Below are 17,134 nucleotides of genomic sequence, written 5' to 3'. Positions count from 1 at the left end.
GTTTAGGCGGCAACGCGGGTGCGTTGCTTCATCGCCGAATCGGTGTCAAACAAACTGGCCTGCAGCTCCGATCGGTGAGTGCGCACAACACGGCCCTCCAGCTCGGCCACCTTCCACAACGCTTGGCCCTTGGGCAGCCGGCCCATGACTTCACGCTCAGGCCCGGTCAACCGCAGTAATTCTGCGGTTGCCTCCAGCTGATCGGATTTTTGGCGGTGGATCACCCGGATGTCAGCGTCGGCCAGCAGCGACATGGCCAACGCCCGTGCCTTGGAACCCTCATCACCGGCCTGATGCAGGTCCGAGAGCTTGTGCAGGATCAGGATGCAGAAGATCCCGAACGCTCGCGCCAGCTTCCACTGCGTCACCATGCGCTTCAGTGAGGCGATGTCACCCAGGTTTTCCCAGCCCTCCTCGTAGACCACCACCCGCTGCACATCGCCGTTGGTGATCACCGACTCCGCCCAGGACTGGATGCACTGGGAGGCGATCAGCCTCGCCTCCGGGGGCAGAGCCATCAACGGTTTCGTGTTGAACACGGAGATCGGCACATCGTCACGGAACTCCACCGTGGAGGGCCCATCGAAAAGGCCCGCCAAGTCGCCTTTCACCATGTCTTTAAGCTGATTGGCGACCTCACGGCTGGCAGACCCGGATTCCTCCAGCGTTTCGGCCGAAGGATGGCGCAGCGCGTGGATCACATCGGGGATCGTGATCGAGGCCGCTGCAGCGACCTGCGGTGTCGTGTCCGGGGTCATGGACGCCACGTCCTCGCCCTTGGCCGCCACCGCCGCATCGATCCCATCAATCAAGGCCGCACGCTCATCACCGGTCAACCGCCGCCCGGCCAGGATCTCGGTGATCGTTCGCAGGATCGACTGCCGGCGGGACCGCACAGCCTTCACCCAGTGCTCATCACTCATCGGTGCGATCACCAGGTCCTCGCCCCAGTCCTCGCCAGCAGACTCCAGCAGGCTCTCCCCCGTGTCAGGATCAACCACCGCGCCCGTGCGTGGACGACGCCCCGGATCCAGAGGGTTGATCACATGGGATCCACCCACCGTCATCACCGGGTTCACATCCGCAGGACACAAAGCCCTCGCCACCGGACCCCACTCATCCTTGATGTCGGACATGATCATCGCCCGACGCCCAGCCATCACCAGGTTCATCACCCACGTCTTGACCGTCGTGGATTTGCCCGTGCCGATCGTGCCGATCAGCACGCAAGCCATGCCCGTGATCAGCCCCTGCTCGTAGCACTCCCACGGGTCCATCGTCCACATCGACCCCGAGGCCTTCTTGCCCCGTCCATCGGCCAGAAAACCAATGAAGCACTTCCTCGTCCCCAGCCCCGAGGACGATACCCACGGGTAGGCCGAGGCGAACGTCCACGAGGAGGTGCGGTTCCAGCCCGGGCGGCGCAGCAGCATCCGCCCACGCATGTTCCGCGCCACCCGCCGGCCACCGCGGGGAAACGTCAGCCCGGGCAGTCCGTCCAAGGCCTTCGAAACGGCCTGGCCTGCCCATTGCTTGGCCAGGTGCTTACCGGCCCGCTGCCCGGCCCTGCGGAGTTCACGTCGTTCCCGCCGGGTCACCGACCCGGGTTCAATGCTCACTGAGTGGAACGTGCCTTCTGTCTCTGACATCCGTGGCATCAGGTCACCGCCGATCCTGCAGGCCACGCCCGAAGGGCAGCGCCGCGGCCAGAAATGCCGGCCATTGCTGGCCGTAGAACGTGCGAACCTCACAGCCGGCTCGTCGTGCCCCGGAGATCATCTGCTTGGTGTTCAATTCCAGTTCGTCCTCGGACTCGGCCGAGACCACGACCATCGTCAGGAACTTGACATCCCCGTAGCCCGCCAAAGCGTGATCGCCGTGGTCCACGATCTCGTTGCTCATGGCCTGCTCTTCCAGGCCCTTCACCCGCCCAGCCCAGGCGCGCATCTGGTCAGCAGAGAGGTCATCGCGGTTCTCGGCCTCCGCACGCGCGAGACCGGCGGCAATGCCCTCCGAATGAAAGGTTTGGGTGACCACGTGCGGAAAGTCCCCGGCCTCATTGAGCCGTCGCATAAACCCGGCCTTCACAGTCCGCGTCGGCAGATCCACGCGCATCACCCGGTGCCAGGTTCCCTCACACCGGATCTTGTCCCACGACGCCTTCGCCGCCATCGGCCCCGCTGTGGCTGCGGAGACCTTGACCATGCCCGTGGCCAAATCGTTGGCCTCGAACGGGGAGAATGCCGTTCGAATCACCAAAGCCAACGCATCCGTGGTCAACCAGGACGTCACCGTCACCGACGCCTCTGAGAGCAATCGTTCGAACTCCGTCATCTCGGCCTCCATGAGCTCCATCAACCCGGCCACACCACCGCCGTGTTCCTTCACGTCTTCTTTCACCAGGCCCTGATGCACCGTGATGGAGACCAGGCCCTCGTTGTGGGTTTGAGCCCGGTCACCGGAAAGGGTCTGCAGGATGTCTTCATGCAGCATCGGTGACAAAGCGGCCCCGGAAGCGATCTCTGATTCCTCGACCTGCCGAATGTAGGCCTCACGTACTTGAGCGGCTGAGAGCACCGTCATCACGTCACTGGCCTGCACCGCCACGACCCCGGTGTGATCCGCCAGGGCGTTGATTGCTGCAGCCCAGGAATCCAACACATCAGCCTGGTCTTCTGGTTCAGCCATCGTGAACCCGGTGCCGTGGACCCGGGCGATCACGGTGGCGTTGCGGTGCACCGGGTCCCACACCATGCACTGCCCGGACGCCATGGTGAACAGCCGGATCTCGCCTGCCTCACCGCTCAGCCGCAACCGAGCCGGTGGTTCCACACCAGCGGCCACAGCTGCTGCCTCAGCCTCACGGTCAGCCGCGATCTCCTCCGCCGTCGCAGGCCGGGCCACGCCCTCGCTCTGACCGCGGGCGCTGCGCCACAGACCAATCAGGAAAATCCAGACCTTGGCGTAGCCAGGCATGTTGTCGATCGGGACCGCCACAGCGATCATCACGATCCAGCTGAGTACCCACAACCCCAGATGACCCCGGACCACAGCCAAGACGCCCAGCATTGCGAACACTGCAACCAGCACGGTCTGGGACCAGGGCATCCACAACACAGCCCCCTTCTTCGCCTTCCGCGGGAACGGGGCCCCCACCACCGCGTCTTTCGTTGACGACGTCGTACTCATGAGTTCTTCCCCTTTCAGCGGCGAATCAAACGGGTCATCGCACCGGCACCGCGCCCGGAGTTCCGCATCAAAGATCCGGAACTCCGAGACATCGCGGCCTCCAGGCCCCCGCTGGCTTGCACGGCACTGAATGAGAACAGCGCCATCATGGCCACGGGCATGATCGCTGCGATGATCACCGCAGCCAGCGCCGCCAACAGCTGCGCCGTCGTGGCCGAGTACCTAAACACGCTGATCGCCATCACCAATGCGGCTGCAGACAGCGGTTTGGCAATCAGTAACCCGAAAACCATCGACAGCCACCGGAAGAACCACGCCTTGGTGGCATCCGAAGACAACGCGAACACAGCCACAGCTGCCATCGCGGTCAGCATCACCAGCGCGGTGGTGCGAAGCGCCATCATGAATCCCAGGAACAGCGACGCCAGCCAAATCACAAACGAAAGCACCATCGGAATCAACAACTCGAACCCACTGGAGTTCTCGGCAACCCCGCGCCACACGTTGTACTCGCTGTTCATTTGCTGGAACTCACCGGAATCGTTCAACTCGAATCCGAAGAGTTTCATGAAACCCGCCATATTTTGTGATTCACCACTGGCCGAGAGAATGAACTGCGTGCCTTGATCAAAAGCCGAGGCAAACAACATGACCACCGTCACCAAACCCAGCAGCAACGGCAACGCCAGTAACGCCATACCTCCGGCGCGCAGAATCATTGCCGTGTTCCCGGTGAACAACCCGGCGGTGGCCTGATAGCCCACCAACAGGATCAACAGCGGCGCCATGACCACGGTCAGGATCCGCAGCATCCCCGGGTCATCACCGGCACCCACCACACCAGCCCACCAGGCCGGGGAGAGATCTGATGCCGCGAACGCGTCCGACATGAACGTCCAAGAGTCTTCTGCCGCGCGAGCGATCGCGGCGTTGAACCCCGAATCGCTGGCGTCCGAGAGCCAATCCGTCAACGGATTCGCCGGCGCCATCACCATCATCGACATCACAACATCACCCCCAGCACCCAGTCACGGGCCCTCAGAGACCCACACTGCTGGTGACAGGTTCCAGCAAGTTCCACGAGGTGGCCATGTAAACGATCGTTGACCCGGCACCTGCGACCACGGCGCCACCAACACCAATCAGGATGCCGACCAAGCCAGCGGTCTTCGCCGCCGGAGTCTTTGACAGTGAGCCAATGCCCCACACCAGCGCACCGATCGCGATAACAGCCACGAACGAAATCAGGACCACCGTCACGATCCAGGAGACGACCTTCTGTGATGGGTTGGCCAGCGGCCCGTCCATGGACGGCGTCACACCGGGATCGAACCCGGCTGCTCCGATGTGCACAAGCGATGCCACGTGGCTCAGGTGCGGAACCACGTCCACCGTGGCTGCGAAAGAAGTGATGTCAAACATTGCGGTGTCCTTTCAGAACAAGAAGAAAATCGAGGGGGGGAAGTGTCACGGCGCTGCAATCAACGCGGCCGAGACACCGGAGGGAACTATCCCTGTGGGTTACTGGGGGTCGCCCGTGGAGCACGTACCGGCTGGGGCGATCCATTCGTCCACGTTCTTGCCGTTGTACTGGTTGGAATTCATGTTGGAGACACCACTAAGCAGCTTCACATGCACCAACCGGCACGAATCCACCGTGTTCTCAGCACACGACTGAGCCGGATCCGGGTAGTAATTGATCGTGATGTTCATCGTCGAGCTCAGGTTGTAATCCGAGTTCACGATGTCGCGGGCATCGTTCATGTCCGTGACCTTCTTCTCGAAGGTCTGGCTGCACGTGGTCGAGGTCTGCGCCGCCACCTGCTCGGCCGCCGCCTTCGGCAGCGAATACACACTCCCACCGGCCATAAACAGGGTCCCGGCCGAGCCGATCACCGCAGCTGCGAAGAACCCCAGCCCGGCTGACTTCCACCCGGCTGCCATCAACGAGGGGCGGTTGGTCTTCCGACCCACCCCCTCCTTCAGCGCGGCAATCGCAATACCGGCCGCGATCCCCACCAGCATCACCGCGATCAGTCCACCGGCGACCACCGTCATCAAGGGCACAGCATCCGCGGATCGTTCGGTGTACCCCTGGGCGCTCAACATCGTGTTCACGCCGCCTCCGTTTCCGAAGACCAGCCCGCCACCGACCGTGACGTCACCAACCAGCCTTCTTGACCGGCCATCGGCCCACCCCGACGACGGCGTGTGTCACACACTCACCAGGCCTTTCACGATGTCTGTGTGAGGGGGCACACTAGAACCACAGCCCCTTGACCAGCCAAAACTCCCACTCAAGGACTCGACATGTTCCAGCTGCTCGTCTTCGCATTGATGGCCATCCCGGTCGTGATCTTCGTGGTGATCAGCATGGTCTTCTCCGGTCTCCGCGCGACGGCCATCGCCGATACCAAAGACCCCCACGTCTCGATGGGCGGTGTGTGGTTGGTCCTCGGCGGGATCTTCCTGCTCTTCGCATTCCTGACCTTCGCCTAACCACCACACCGAAAACCAGAAACCAGGGCCTGGCCCCGGCTCACCACCACGTGACCGGGACCAGGCCCTCACTCATGCACCAGAACCACCGAACCAGGTGTGAATACCGGGCCCCTCGTTCCTGACGCTCCATCATTGCCGGGCGTCGCTACGCGCAAACGGCTACGCCGCCGGTTCCCCCAGGATTTTCCGCACGCGGTCGCAAGCTCCCTTATTTCGCGCGGAAATTCCTTCCTCCACCGCCCCTACGGGGTTGCGCTCCTCTCCTAACCCGGCACTGCTCCGCTTATCAGGAACGAGGGGACACCCCGAACAGGCCTCCCACCGATGAGGACCTAACAAGGAGGAACACACGATGAGCACCACAACCACCGCCACAGTCACCGTCTACTCCAAGCCCGCCTGCGTTCAATGCAACGCCACCTACCGGGCCCTCAAAAAAGCCGACATCGAATACACCGTGATCGACGTGACCGAAGACCAAGACGCTTACAACCAAGTCGTGGCCATGGGCTACCAACAAGTCCCCGTCGTCGTCGCCGGCCCAGACCACTGGTCAGGGTTCCGCCCCGACCTCATCAAAACCATCAACCACTGACAAACCCCAGGAGACCACCATGAACGACACCGAGAACAAGCAGGAAGTTAACGAGTCAAAGCGTCAAAGCCCCTCGGTCGGCAGCTTCATCACCCTCATAGTGCTCAACATCGTGATGCTGGTGGCATTGTTCTTCGGATTCCAGACCTGGCCGGGCAACCCGGTGGCGGTCATGGTTGAAGGCGCTCGGCAGCTAATGACCACGCCCCAACCGCCAGCTACGGATCCTCTGACCTGTTACATCGCCGCGGACGGGGGCTCGGTCAACCCCAGCGCCCTCCAGTTGCGCTGCGGGGATGACGCTGTCGTGGACTACACCATCACCCGTGATGGCAACACTCCTCAGATCACCGTGAACAACGAGCACATCCGCGGTTGGGAGGCCGGAACCACTTCCGTGGGGACTTCCCGCGACGGGTCCCTGATCGTCCGCACCAAGCTCACCAATGGGGACACCACCTTCTCCTACAGTCGCGACCTCGCTGACGGTCCGGAATCAACAGACATTCAACGCACCGGCCCGTGGCCGGCCAACGAAATCCCCACACCAGAAACCAGGTGAACACCATGGAAACCAATGAACTAGACAGGGAGCACCGGAAGTTCCTTCTAATTTCTTACGCCATGATTTTCCTAACAATCCTTGCTGTGATCGGCCTCGCCTCCGCGATCCCTCAGCTGTTCCACAGTGACGACCCATGGCAGACCCCTGCCTCACCCACAATGTCACCAAGCGTTTCCACCTCACCCGTGGATCCTCTGACGTGTTACATCGCAGCCAACGGGTCCATGCCGCCGTTGGATGCCCAGTTCCGCTGCGGTGACAACCAGGCCCTGGACCTGCAGGTCACCCGCGACGACCAGGACGCCCACGTCGTCAAGGTCCTTTCCGGGACCATCGAAGGCTGGGAACTAGATAGCGCCTCCGCCGGGACCTCCGAGACCGGGGCACCGATCCTGTACGTGCGTCTGACCGATGGACGGACCACTTTCACGTACCGACGTGACCTCTCCGAAGGCCCCGACACCACCAGCATCACCCGCACCGGGTCGCCCTGGCCCGGGACCGAGATCCCGGCCACGGAAACCCGGTGAGCACCATGAGCACCGCCACCCGAGACCGGGAGTACGTGATCAGCTGCGCACGATGCGCAGGCCACCGCGCGGCCACCAGCTGGGTCACCACAGACCCACAGTTCATCTGGATCCTCGGATCCCAGTTCGGGTGGGCCATCACCGTCACCAACGACGGCATCACCGCCATCTGCCCCACCTGCCAAGACCAAACACCCTGAGCACACAACACCGCGTGCGTGACAGCCAGGTGATCGGAACCGATCACCTGCAGACAACCCGATGAAGGAGACAACCACCGTGGACACCTACAACGACAACAAGATCGACCACCTCCGTGTGGCCTTCGACCGCGGAGAACTACACCTGAACGACGGCACCCGCCTGGAGCTCACCACCGACGACATCACCACGCTGCGCCAGGCCCTGAACATCCACACCCACGATTGCGACCTGGACGACGCCGTGGAAATCGTGCTGCGGACCTAACCATGTCGGAGACCGCCGGCACACTGAACCCACCACCCAAAGGAGACCACCATGGACACCACCACCACCGACACCATCCCCCTGGGCCGAGTCCTCGCCTGGGTCGCTGTGCCCGCGGCCGCGATGATCGGTTGGGCCCTCTTCGCCTTCCTCAGCCCCCTGGACACGGATCTGTACGCCACGGGCGCTTACTTCCTGACCGGACTGGGGATCATCTTCGCGATCACGCTGTTCACGATCGAGACGCTTTTCCGACGTCGGATGCGCCGCGAGGGATTCGACAAGAGCGAGATCGCTGAGGCAACCAAGTACTTCTCCTACGGCTACGGGGCGGCCCTAGGAATATCACTTCTCAGCCTCGCCTTGCAGCTGTCCCTGTGAACAAACCACCGGCCACAGACTGAGGGCCCCGAACGTTAGGTTCGGGGCCCTCAGTCTGTGGCGGTCCGTCCTTGTGGCAGCTGCACTTCCGCGCCCAGGAGACCGCCCTGCAGCCACGGGATCACTTGCGGTGACGCACCCTGGACAACACACCATCAACAATGGCTCGTAGAACCCCGCGCGGCACCCTCTGCGACCCGCCCACGTTCCTTACGGCCCCACCACGGACGCGGATCCCCTCCCTCTCATGCAGAGGCAACTGATCAAGGATTATCAGAGCCTGATCGAGGTGATCGCGAACCGCGTCCAACCCGGTGGCATCCGTCGCGGTTTCCGGCCGCTCACACGGATCGGTGTCCTTTTCTACTTCCATATCCAGATACCGCCACTCCGGAGATAGCAAGGCCGCGTCTACTTCCGGTAACCGGGCGAACCCGAGCCACATGTCACCACGGTTCTCGGCCGCGATGAACCCCTTGCGGGCTAACCACGCGAACACCTGGGCAACCTCCTCGTGAGTAGGTTCCCCGTCACCAGGAGCCCACTGGCAATACTTGTGGACATGTCGTGAGGTGTGAGCTCCAACGTCAAAATATTGGAGGACTCGCCGTCGAATGGAATACAACCGACCCTCGTCAGCCGCCCACTCGTTGGCCCTCTGATCAGCGATGCTTCGTCCCCACGAGGTCAACGCGACGAAGCCGTCGTCACCATGGGACACCAGCCCCAACGACCGCAACCGGGAAACGAACTCGGAGATCTCCGCATGCGAGAACAGCCCTCCAACGCAGCATCCGTCCACGGTGACACAACCCCCCGAGCAGTACTCGTCCACGGTGATCGAACCTCCCAGGTCTTTGATGTCATGCAACAAGCCTGCCAACCACCGGTCGTCTTCCAGCAGTGTCAACGCCAAATACCGAGACATGCCCCTCACCGTCCCTCTTCGCAGTGATAACCCGCCACCGTGAACTCATTGCTCCCGGTTTCTTCCACGTTCACCGTGCATGAGCGCCGTCCCCCTTCCGGGACCACCTCACTGGTGTCTGCATGCCACGTCCAGGCCACATCCACCCCGATGAACCGCATACCCTCCGGCGCCTCAACCTCCACCCGTGACGGAGCGACCTGGGCTGTGGCCGAGGACCAAGCCGAGGCCGCCAACGCCTGGTTCCACCACACCGGCGCCCACCGACCCGGGGCGCCACTCTCACGCTCCACCACCTCATCAGAGAGCAACGGCGCAGCGCGTTGGATCGAAGCACCAGGGACCGTGTCCCCTACCGTCTCCCACTCCACCAGGGCTCGCATCGCTTCCACCGCCACAGCCTCCGGGTCAGACCGGTCCACCCGCCCCAGATCCATGAACCCGCCAAACGACTTCCCGTCCCCCGCCTCACCGGGCGAGGGCGAGGGAGCCACCACGCCGTTACCGGACACATCCCCCGCCCCGGGTGTCACCGATGGCCAGGACTGCCCCGTCGCCGCAGGGCTACCAGCATCACCAGTCGGCGAGGATTCGCCCGCTGGTGCCGGCGACTCATCAGCACCAGGCAACCGTTTCGGAGACTCCCCTGCAGGCGACGTGGTCGCTGCGGTCGCAGTCGGCGACGGCTCCGGGACCTGAGCGGATCCACAACCACTCACACCCACCAACGCCACCAGAACCACGCCGGCAGCACACCACCTGGTTTTGTTCGTGTTCATCACAGAATTCCTTTCTGCCTCATGATCGGTTCGGGATTGACGTTGTAGGACCGCCCTGCAGCGTCCACCTCGCCTGGTTTCTTGCAGGCCGGTGTGCCGGGCTTCATGATCTCCATGTGCAAATGCGTGCCCGTGGAGAATCCCTTGTTGCCCTCGATGGCCACCGGGTCACCGCGTTTGACCTTGTCCCCCACGGACACCATCTGGGAGTCCGTGTGGAAGAAGTTGATCAGCATCGGGGAGTCTTTGCCGTTGTCCACTTTCAGTTGGACCATGCCATCGAAGGCATCACCCGGAACGCACACCACCTCAGCATCCGTGGGTGCCACGACCACTCCGCCCGGGCCACTGCCACCACCGGTGGCGAAGTCCACGCCCAGGTGGTGGTTGGCGAAGCAGCCGTTTATCAGGGACATGTCATCCGGGGCGCAGCCGGCGATCAGATTCCTGTACCCGTAGCCGGAGGTGAAGTGCCCACCGGGCAGCGGGTTGGCCCACTCCCCATCCCCGAGCTCGATGTCACTGGTCAACATCACAGCTGAACAATCCACAGCGAAATTGATCTGGGCGTCGCCGAAAATTTTGGTGACATAATTTTGGGTTTCCTCATAGTCAGGGATCTGCCCCTGAGACAAGCCAGGTGCTGCCTCCCCGGCGTTGTAGGCCGCCACCGCCAACCGTGGGGCATCAGGGCCCCCATCCGTAGCCCACCCATCAGCCAGACCCAGCAGGTGCTTCATGTACCTCGCGTACGCAGCCAACGCGTCACCGGGATCACGAGGATCCCCACCATCGCCGTAAGCAGCCCACGTCGTAGGAATGAACTGCACCGGACCAACCGCCCCCGCAGGCGAAACAGCCTGAGTGTTGAACCCCGATTCGGCATCAACTTGGGCGGCGATGATCTCCTTGGGCAACCCGGTCTCCTTGGCCGCGTCTTCGATCGGGCCCACGAACTCCGAGGGCACCTCCACCTGCGGAAGCCCCGTCCCACCACCACTGTTGGCCGCATCCACCCGGCACGATGATGCCGCGTTCGCCGCTGCGGCCTGGGTGTCGGCAGCGTCCTTGGCTGAGGACGCGCCAGCGGTCATCAAGGTCATCAACAACGCGAAGACCAGCATGACCACCACAAGGAAAAAGCCCACCCCGGCAACGGGTGGGCCTACCCACTTCACCACCGCCGCAGCGCCGGCCTTCTTCACCACGCTCACGACCCCGGCTCCCACCGGGTTGCTGAATGCGCCACGAAGTCTTTAGGAGTGGCAGCCCAGGACGTGACCACGCACCGTTGACCATCCCTGGCCGGCGGGCACACCACCACCGCTTCCATCAGCGCCCCGGACGGGGTATCCACGCGGTCCTCCCCGGCCTTCACGCTGCGCTCCAACCGCATCGCGACCTGCACCAGGTGCGTGCCGGCCTCCGTGTCCGCCCCGTAGTCGAACCCCGGGGCGACACCGCGGCCCTCGTGCAACCCGGCGTCCATCCCAGCCCAGGTCACCACCGCATTCGATGTGGCCTCGGCCTGCCCGGCCACGTCCCAGTCCTGCACCACCCCACCGAATCCACCATCCGTGAAGGAATCACGCGCATCCCGCCAGTCCTGGACACTGGATTTCGTGGTATCCACCGTGCGCATCGCCCGCAGGAACCTCGCACCGGTCACCAACGGGTCCTCCTGGTCGGCCTCACGATTACGCACCAGGCCCGTATCCTCGTTGATGGTCTTCAACACGGCCTTGGAAGCCACCAGAGCCTGAGCGTCCTTCGGCTCCCCGGTCTCGCCAGAGGCGCCCTGTCCGGTGCTGTCACCCGGTGACGCTGTGCCGACGGAGGGCAAGTCCCCGGCCTCCGCCACGCCTGTGGAGGAATCCACCTGGGTGGTCTCCGCCGCGGCCCCGGACTCGCCACCGTTGAGGATCGCCCCAGCGGCCAGGAGGAACACAAACGCTGCAGCAAGCGCCAGGATCACCACGACCAGGGCTGCCAGTGCGCGGCCACCGCGGTGTGCGTCAATCCAAGCCGCGATAGCCTGGAATCGGTCTTGGATCCGGTCTTCCCCCGGTGCTTTCCAGGACGCGTCCGGTGGGTGGAAGAACGCCCACCCCTGATCCATCACCACACCCAAACCACGACGCAGCGGACCCTTCCGGGCCCTGGCCCGACGTGCTCGCGGATGCAAATCCTCATCGGCATGACCGGCCTGTGCCCCCGACTCGTCCTGGAGCTCAAGACCTTCTGGGTCCTGACCCTGGTCGTGGTGTGGTGTGTGGTCGTGCTGCGTCATCATGGCCTCCTGTTCCACCCATCCACCCCAGCGGCCCCCGGTGTGTGTCAGGGCTTCACGCAGCGGCTTGGATCGTGCCGGTCTCAGCGATGGTGCGCGCGATGCTCAGCAGCCACTTCGTGTCCCCCAGCCGCTGCCGTGCTGTGGAGATCGACCACCCCGTCGCAGCAGCCACCGCCTCAACCCGCACCCGCTCGAACCCACCGGCGCGGACCGCTTCGACCGTGATCGTGCGCGTCCATGCCCCAATCTCCGCCGGCAGGCAATCCAACAAAGCACCAGCTGTGACCCGCTGTGCTGACCGGTGCAGCCCCTGGGCCCGCTGGACCACACACGCCGCGCGGACCGTCTCGCGCCGGGCTTCACGCACGACCGCCGTCGTGGTGCCCAACCGTTTGGCAGCAAGCTCGGTGTCTCCCTCGCAATCGATCAACAGGGTCAGCGCCCGGTGGACCGTGCGGTCACAGCGCAGCACGGCCCGGACTTCGGCCAGGACCTCGTGGATCTGGGCGGCCAACGCCAACCGGTCCACGACCGCGTCCTCGTGGCCCTCTTGTGCCACATCGACTTCCCACACGTCCTCCGAGGTCGCTCCACCCACCGGGGATATCCCCACCGCGGTGACCTGGTGGTGCCTGGAGCGCAGGTGGTCCACTGCCCTCCGCTTGCCGATCGTGGTCACCCACCCCGTCAGGGTGCCCCGTTCCGGGTCCCACTTCGAGACCGATCGCACCGCCGACATCAGGGTTTCTTGGGCGACGTCCTCGACGTCACTGGCAGCTCCACCGGCTGTGAGCTTGCCCCGGATCACGGGCACCACATCGCCCATGACCGCTCGCACGGCCTCCCAGGCAGCCGTTGACCCCGATTCCAGCCGCACCCGGGCTGACTGGTCTTGGCGGGTTTGTTGTGTCGTGGCCATGGCTCATGCCTCCTGGACCCTTGCGACGATTCGATCTGCCCGGCACCCCGGGCACTCCTGGCCCTGCAGATGCGAGCTGTGATGCACCCGGCAGGTCACCTGCCGGCGTGCTGGGCTGGAGGCCACCGGCCGGTGATCCTCGCCCTGTGGCTGGCGGGATTCCACCCGGGCCATGGCTTCCTCGATCGTGTCCAAGGCCGAGGCCCGGTCACGCAACGCAGCGATCATCAGCCCCATCGGGGAGAGCACCGGGCCCGCGGCCCGGGCCATCACCACCCGGATGACCTCAGCCACCACCACGTCATCAAGCCCGGCCAGCACACCGGTGTCGCCGCCGAGCTTGCCCCGCAGCAACCGCAGCGGCACACCCGCCACCGACAGCCGCTGACCCCCACCAGGGGGCTGACCACCCGGTGAACCCTGCGTTGGCTCATCCCCCGATCCGATCGGATCCGATCCAGCAGCGCCCGAGTTCTCCACAGCGACCGGTTCCGAGGATTGGATGGGATTGGATGGGTAAAGACGCGCGCGCGAGCCTATTAAGGCACCCTCGAAATCGGTGTCCGATTTGTCCGGTTGAACGACCCGATTTGTCCGGTTGAACGATCTACCGGCCAAAATGTCCGGTTGATCCTGACTAGGGGAAACGTATTTACCGGTCATTATGTCCGGTTGATCGCCGACGGGGTTATCCACAGGCTCGACGGCCTCCACCGCGGGGGGCGCCGGCAGCTGGTCGCCGGCGTTGCCCTCCAATTCCACGGGCCCCGGATCGACCTCGTACGAGAGCCGGTTGATCTGGCGTTGCCGGCGCTCTTCGATCGGCTCCACCACCTCTTGACCATGGCGCAGCATCGCGCCCGGGTCCAAGATGATGGCATCCGTTCGCCGCCCCCGCGCCCACTCTGCAGGCCGGCGTTCCGTGTGCAGCAACCCGGCGTCACGCATCTCCAGCAGGGTCCGCCGCACCGTGCGCTCAGACACCCGGGCCTTGCCTGCCAGCTTCTGCTGACCGGTGAAGCACACCCCGTCCGAGTCGGCCTCATCGGCGATCGCGAGCATGATCACCAGTTGATTCCCTGACAGCGGCAGCTGCCAGACCAAGCTGGTCATTCGCACTGACATGGGGTCAGCTCACTCCTTCAAAGATCTCGGGACGCTCGTTCTTGAGCTCCTTGATGCGATTCCGTCCGGTCCTGTCCGAGACACCCAGAAACTCCCCTGCAGCAGTCCCCGTGATCGGCCGGCCACCGGCGACCCGTTCAGCCACCCACGCGGCAAACCCATCCGCATCCCCGGCAACCCGCTCCGCAAGCCCTTCCGGAGCGGCAACGGCACCCGGCAGCGAGGCTTCCGGTGAACCGGAATCGGCCTTACCCTCGCGAGCCGCCACAAGTCGCTGACTTGCCATCCCGGACGGAGTTTCCGCCCCGGACACGTGCGCGGGACCCGGATCGGCAACAGCTTCCGGAAGCCCGGAAACCCGGGTTTCATCAGCAGAAACAGCGTCACCGGCGGGTCCTGCCGACGTCCCGTCTTCCGGGTCAGTAGTCGGGCTTTCCGGCAGGGTTTCCGGAGCCAAAGACGATTCGGCAACCGCTTCCGGAAGGGCATCCGTTGCCGCTTCCGTTTCCGGTTCCACCGGGGCTGCTGCTTCCGTGTGCCTGCCGTAATCAGCACGCGGGGGGAAACGGAAGCGGGTCTCGCTGCCCCCCAGTGCGGAGATCCCGAGACGGGCCGGCGACACCTTTGACCCGTCACCAACTGGCTCAGCCACGGATGACGCAGGCCTCTCACCCGGACGCTCCACCACCAGACGCGCCAACTGCTCCGTGGCAGCAAAGACACCGATGGGAGCCAACGCGGCGATGGCAGCACCAATCCAGGCCTGCCATGCCTGCTCGCGCGGGATGGACAGCGCGTGCGCGGCGTTAGCGGTCACGGACATGGCCGTGAAAGCACCCAGGCTCACCCACGAAGGAATCGTGGACTCACCCCGGGAGCGATGAACCAAAACGGCCAACGCGTAGGTCAAGATCGCGCCGTCAATGAACACCGGGACGGCCCACTGAATCTGCGACCCGATCCCGGCCCACTCCGCAACGTCGTAGAGCGCGCGGAACGAGACGATGAAAGAGGTGATGCCCAGCATCACGACCAACGCCACCACGACCCACTGCACCGGCAACGTGTCAGGGTTGATCCTCCGCGACCTCTGAGACCACCCAGAACCCTGGCGGAAGGAACGATCCCTTGGTACCGTTTCAGACACCAACGAAGCCGTTCCTAGCTGCTGTTGATGAGATGCGCGTCCGGTGCCACCCCGGGCGCGCATTGCTTTGCCCTCAGACTCACGCAGCATCGCCGGCCTCCAAATCCCCCAGAACCCCATCCAGGGCCTCAATCACACGCCCCAGAACCTTCTGCAGGTCCGCGCGGCTCTGAGCATCCAGCTCCTCCGGGTGCAGATCCACGATCACGCCGCCGGCAGCCAGCACCGTCCGGGCAGCAGCCATCGACAACTCAGCCGCACCGGGATCCGCCGGGTCCTCCACCAAACGCGGCTCAGCCTTGCGCTCCTCCAGCAACCGCACGCACCGAGACTCCGCCTCCAGCAACGCAGCACGCGGCCCCTCCCACCACGCAACAGTCACCTCGGCACCGGCCGGCACAACCGCTTCACCGGCGACGTCCACAACCCGCACAGGGCGCTCGAAAGGCGATACCGGACGCGGAGGCCGTAGGTCGGGGGCAGGCTCGATGTCAATCACGCCGATACCCAGGTCGTCCAGGGCCACATCATCGAAGGCTGCAACATCCGCCGCCGACGGCGCCGCAGGCCGGGTGTAGGACTTCCCATCCACACCCAGGGAACGTTCAGGTGTTCGATTTTGAACACTTGACTCGTCTTCCAGGGGATGTCCAGGTGATCCATTTGGATCACCTGACGCCCGTTGGACCGTTCCATAACCGAGGTCCGTGGCCTGAGCGATCGCGCGCACACTCATGCCGGCGGCCCGCATGGACTGGATGACCTCAGCCCGCTGCTCGCGCGGCGGTCTCAACTGGAGGCCACGAAAGTTCGCGTCAATCCACTCATCCCAGGACGCATGTCCCAATGCTCGCCACGCTTGACCCTCCCAGGCCTGGACGATCAGCGTGTGCACGTCGATCAGTCCTTCTGCGATCTGGTCCGTGAGCTCACGAGCCTCACTCTGCGTGAGGACTCGGTCCTCAACGTTGCTCATGCCGCCACCTCCACTACCGTCAGCAGCGCGACAACGCTCACGCCCAAACGCTTCGAGAGAAGGTCTAGCTCGGACAGTCGAAACTCAACGCGATCGCGCAAGCGGTCGGACATGGCTGCAGGGGACAAGCCCAGCGCGGCCGCCAGGTCCTTCTGGCTAACGCTGCGACGGCCCATCTCAGCTCGGACATTGGCTGATACCAATCTAGGTGTGTTCATGCCCATACCGTATGGGCTGAGCCCAATCGGTTCAAGCCGAAAAGTTTGGCGTGTCCAAATTTTTCTCGACCAAACCCATACATGTGGCACTATTGGCACTATTGGCAATAGTGCAGCCGGCTTAGCCGGTTGCAATAGTGCAGATGGTGCACAGACCTAGGGAGGCATGATGACGACATCAGTACAAGCGGGAGCGGAAGTCCGCGCTTGGATGGCTCGGCTCGGTATCCGCCAGAAGGACCTGGCGGTAGCCCTGGGCGTCTCACAAGGGCCCATGTCTGATCGTCTTCGCGGCAAGACCTCGTTCAGCATTGATGAGTTGGCGACGATCGCAGGTGAGTTCGACATCTCGCTCGGCGAGCTCCTGGGGCCGCACATTCTGCAGGCACGGCAAAGCCCCCGCCAAGACTTGGTCTCGACGGGGGCAGGGGTAGGGCGAGTGGGGCTTGAACCCACGACCAAAGGATTATGAGTCCTCTGCTCTGACCAGCTGAGCTACCGCCCCTGGAACGGGCGCCC

General features: G+C 63.9%; 21 protein-coding genes and 1 tRNA gene. 8 read left to right on the top strand and 14 right to left on the bottom strand.

Annotated features, from left to right (window positions below):
- Positions 1 to 2: 2 nt before the first annotated feature.
- The 5 genes from FCK90_RS10540 to FCK90_RS10520 all read right to left on the bottom strand — a co-directional run bounded on the left by FCK90_RS10540 (position 3) and on the right by FCK90_RS10520 (position 5,247).
- The gene (locus FCK90_RS10540) at positions 3 to 1,619 is read right to left on the bottom strand and encodes a hypothetical protein (protein WP_158034252.1); all 1,617 of its coding nucleotides are present in this window, start codon (positions 1,617 to 1,619) and stop codon (positions 3 to 5) included.
- A 43-nt stretch (positions 1,620 to 1,662) separates the two neighbouring features.
- Positions 1,663 to 3,189 carry an SCO6880 family protein gene (locus FCK90_RS10535; RefSeq protein ID WP_158034251.1) on the bottom strand — a complete coding sequence of 509 codons (1,527 nt, stop codon included), beginning with the start codon at positions 3,187 to 3,189 and terminating at the stop codon, positions 1,663 to 1,665.
- 14 nt (positions 3,190 to 3,203) lie between these two features.
- On the bottom strand, positions 3,204 to 4,193 hold the full coding sequence (locus tag FCK90_RS10530; protein WP_156125466.1) for a type IV secretion system protein: 990 nt from the start codon (positions 4,191 to 4,193) through the stop codon (positions 3,204 to 3,206).
- Between the two features lie 34 nt (positions 4,194 to 4,227).
- A complete protein-coding gene (locus FCK90_RS10525) occupies positions 4,228 to 4,611 on the bottom strand; it encodes a DUF6112 family protein (RefSeq protein ID WP_158034250.1) in 384 nt (127 codons plus the stop codon).
- A gap of 99 nt (positions 4,612 to 4,710) precedes the next feature.
- On the bottom strand, positions 4,711 to 5,247 hold the full coding sequence (locus FCK90_RS10520) for a hypothetical protein (protein ID WP_158034249.1): 537 nt from the start codon (positions 5,245 to 5,247) through the stop codon (positions 4,711 to 4,713).
- A 252-nt stretch (positions 5,248 to 5,499) separates the two neighbouring features.
- On the opposite strand from FCK90_RS10520, the gene FCK90_RS10515 reads away from it, so the two are divergent.
- From FCK90_RS10515 to FCK90_RS10480, 7 genes are all read left to right on the top strand, one after another.
- A complete protein-coding gene (locus FCK90_RS10515; protein ID WP_158034248.1) occupies positions 5,500 to 5,688 on the top strand; it encodes a hypothetical protein in 189 nt (62 codons plus the stop codon).
- Between the two features lie 355 nt (positions 5,689 to 6,043).
- The gene (gene nrdH / locus FCK90_RS10505; RefSeq protein ID WP_047692617.1) at positions 6,044 to 6,286 is read left to right on the top strand and encodes a glutaredoxin-like protein NrdH; all 243 of its coding nucleotides are present in this window, start codon (positions 6,044 to 6,046) and stop codon (positions 6,284 to 6,286) included.
- A gap of 19 nt (positions 6,287 to 6,305) precedes the next feature.
- Positions 6,306 to 6,848, top strand: coding sequence for a hypothetical protein (locus FCK90_RS10500; RefSeq protein ID WP_158034246.1), 543 nt, complete (start codon positions 6,306 to 6,308; stop codon positions 6,846 to 6,848).
- 227 nt (positions 6,849 to 7,075) lie between these two features.
- On the top strand, positions 7,076 to 7,381 hold the full coding sequence (locus tag FCK90_RS10495) for a hypothetical protein (RefSeq protein ID WP_158034245.1): 306 nt from the start codon (positions 7,076 to 7,078) through the stop codon (positions 7,379 to 7,381).
- A gap of 5 nt (positions 7,382 to 7,386) precedes the next feature.
- Positions 7,387 to 7,581, top strand: a complete 195-nt coding sequence (locus FCK90_RS10490; protein WP_156125592.1) for a hypothetical protein — start codon at positions 7,387 to 7,389, stop codon at positions 7,579 to 7,581.
- A gap of 61 nt (positions 7,582 to 7,642) precedes the next feature.
- Positions 7,643 to 7,849 carry a hypothetical protein gene (locus tag FCK90_RS10485; protein ID WP_047692621.1) on the top strand — a complete coding sequence of 69 codons (207 nt, stop codon included), beginning with the start codon at positions 7,643 to 7,645 and terminating at the stop codon, positions 7,847 to 7,849.
- Between the two features lie 51 nt (positions 7,850 to 7,900).
- On the top strand, positions 7,901 to 8,230 hold the full coding sequence (locus FCK90_RS10480) for a hypothetical protein (protein ID WP_047692622.1): 330 nt from the start codon (positions 7,901 to 7,903) through the stop codon (positions 8,228 to 8,230).
- Positions 8,231 to 8,351: 121 nt separating this feature from the next.
- Here the strand turns inward: FCK90_RS10480 and FCK90_RS10475 are convergent, their stop codons facing one another.
- From FCK90_RS10475 to FCK90_RS10440, 8 genes are all read right to left on the bottom strand, one after another.
- On the bottom strand, positions 8,352 to 9,158 hold the full coding sequence (locus tag FCK90_RS10475) for a hypothetical protein (RefSeq protein WP_158034244.1): 807 nt from the start codon (positions 9,156 to 9,158) through the stop codon (positions 8,352 to 8,354).
- A gap of 778 nt (positions 9,159 to 9,936) precedes the next feature.
- Positions 9,937 to 11,151 carry a transglycosylase SLT domain-containing protein gene (locus tag FCK90_RS10470; RefSeq protein WP_158034243.1) on the bottom strand — a complete coding sequence of 405 codons (1,215 nt, stop codon included), beginning with the start codon at positions 11,149 to 11,151 and terminating at the stop codon, positions 9,937 to 9,939.
- Positions 11,148 to 12,056, bottom strand: a complete 909-nt coding sequence (locus tag FCK90_RS10465) for a hypothetical protein (RefSeq protein ID WP_158034242.1) — start codon at positions 12,054 to 12,056, stop codon at positions 11,148 to 11,150. The genes FCK90_RS10470 and FCK90_RS10465 overlap by 4 nt, the downstream gene beginning before the upstream one ends.
- Before the next feature lie 226 nt (positions 12,057 to 12,282).
- Entirely contained in the window at positions 12,283 to 13,149 is an 867-nt protein-coding gene (locus FCK90_RS10460; RefSeq protein ID WP_158034241.1) for an RNA polymerase sigma factor, read from the bottom strand.
- 3 nt (positions 13,150 to 13,152) lie between these two features.
- Positions 13,153 to 14,274: a helix-turn-helix domain-containing protein gene (locus FCK90_RS10455; RefSeq protein WP_158034240.1), complete on the bottom strand. Its 1,122-nt coding sequence runs from the start codon at positions 14,272 to 14,274 to the stop codon at positions 13,153 to 13,155.
- A 4-nt stretch (positions 14,275 to 14,278) separates the two neighbouring features.
- Positions 14,279 to 15,331 carry a DUF2637 domain-containing protein gene (locus tag FCK90_RS10450; RefSeq protein ID WP_246180170.1) on the bottom strand — a complete coding sequence of 351 codons (1,053 nt, stop codon included), beginning with the start codon at positions 15,329 to 15,331 and terminating at the stop codon, positions 14,279 to 14,281.
- A 169-nt stretch (positions 15,332 to 15,500) separates the two neighbouring features.
- Positions 15,501 to 16,397 carry a hypothetical protein gene (locus FCK90_RS10445; protein ID WP_158034238.1) on the bottom strand — a complete coding sequence of 299 codons (897 nt, stop codon included), beginning with the start codon at positions 16,395 to 16,397 and terminating at the stop codon, positions 15,501 to 15,503.
- The gene (locus FCK90_RS10440; protein WP_181954283.1) at positions 16,394 to 16,615 is read right to left on the bottom strand and encodes a helix-turn-helix domain-containing protein; all 222 of its coding nucleotides are present in this window, start codon (positions 16,613 to 16,615) and stop codon (positions 16,394 to 16,396) included. The genes FCK90_RS10445 and FCK90_RS10440 overlap by 4 nt, the downstream gene beginning before the upstream one ends.
- A 166-nt stretch (positions 16,616 to 16,781) precedes the next feature.
- Between FCK90_RS10440 and FCK90_RS16030 the strand changes: the two genes are divergently transcribed.
- Positions 16,782 to 17,087 carry a helix-turn-helix domain-containing protein gene (locus tag FCK90_RS16030; RefSeq protein WP_158034274.1) on the top strand — a complete coding sequence of 102 codons (306 nt, stop codon included), beginning with the start codon at positions 16,782 to 16,784 and terminating at the stop codon, positions 17,085 to 17,087.
- Here the strand turns inward: FCK90_RS16030 and FCK90_RS10430 are convergent.
- Positions 17,047 to 17,120 (bottom strand) — tRNA-Ile (locus FCK90_RS10430). The genes FCK90_RS16030 and FCK90_RS10430 overlap by 41 nt on opposite strands.
- Positions 17,121 to 17,134 lie beyond the last annotated feature (14 nt).

Source organism: Kocuria coralli, from assembly GCF_008831305.1.
Lineage (GTDB): Bacteria > Actinomycetota > Actinomycetes > Actinomycetales > Micrococcaceae > Kocuria > Kocuria coralli.
Note: the sequence above shows the minus strand (reverse complement) of the source record. Positions and strands in the feature narration are given on the sequence as shown.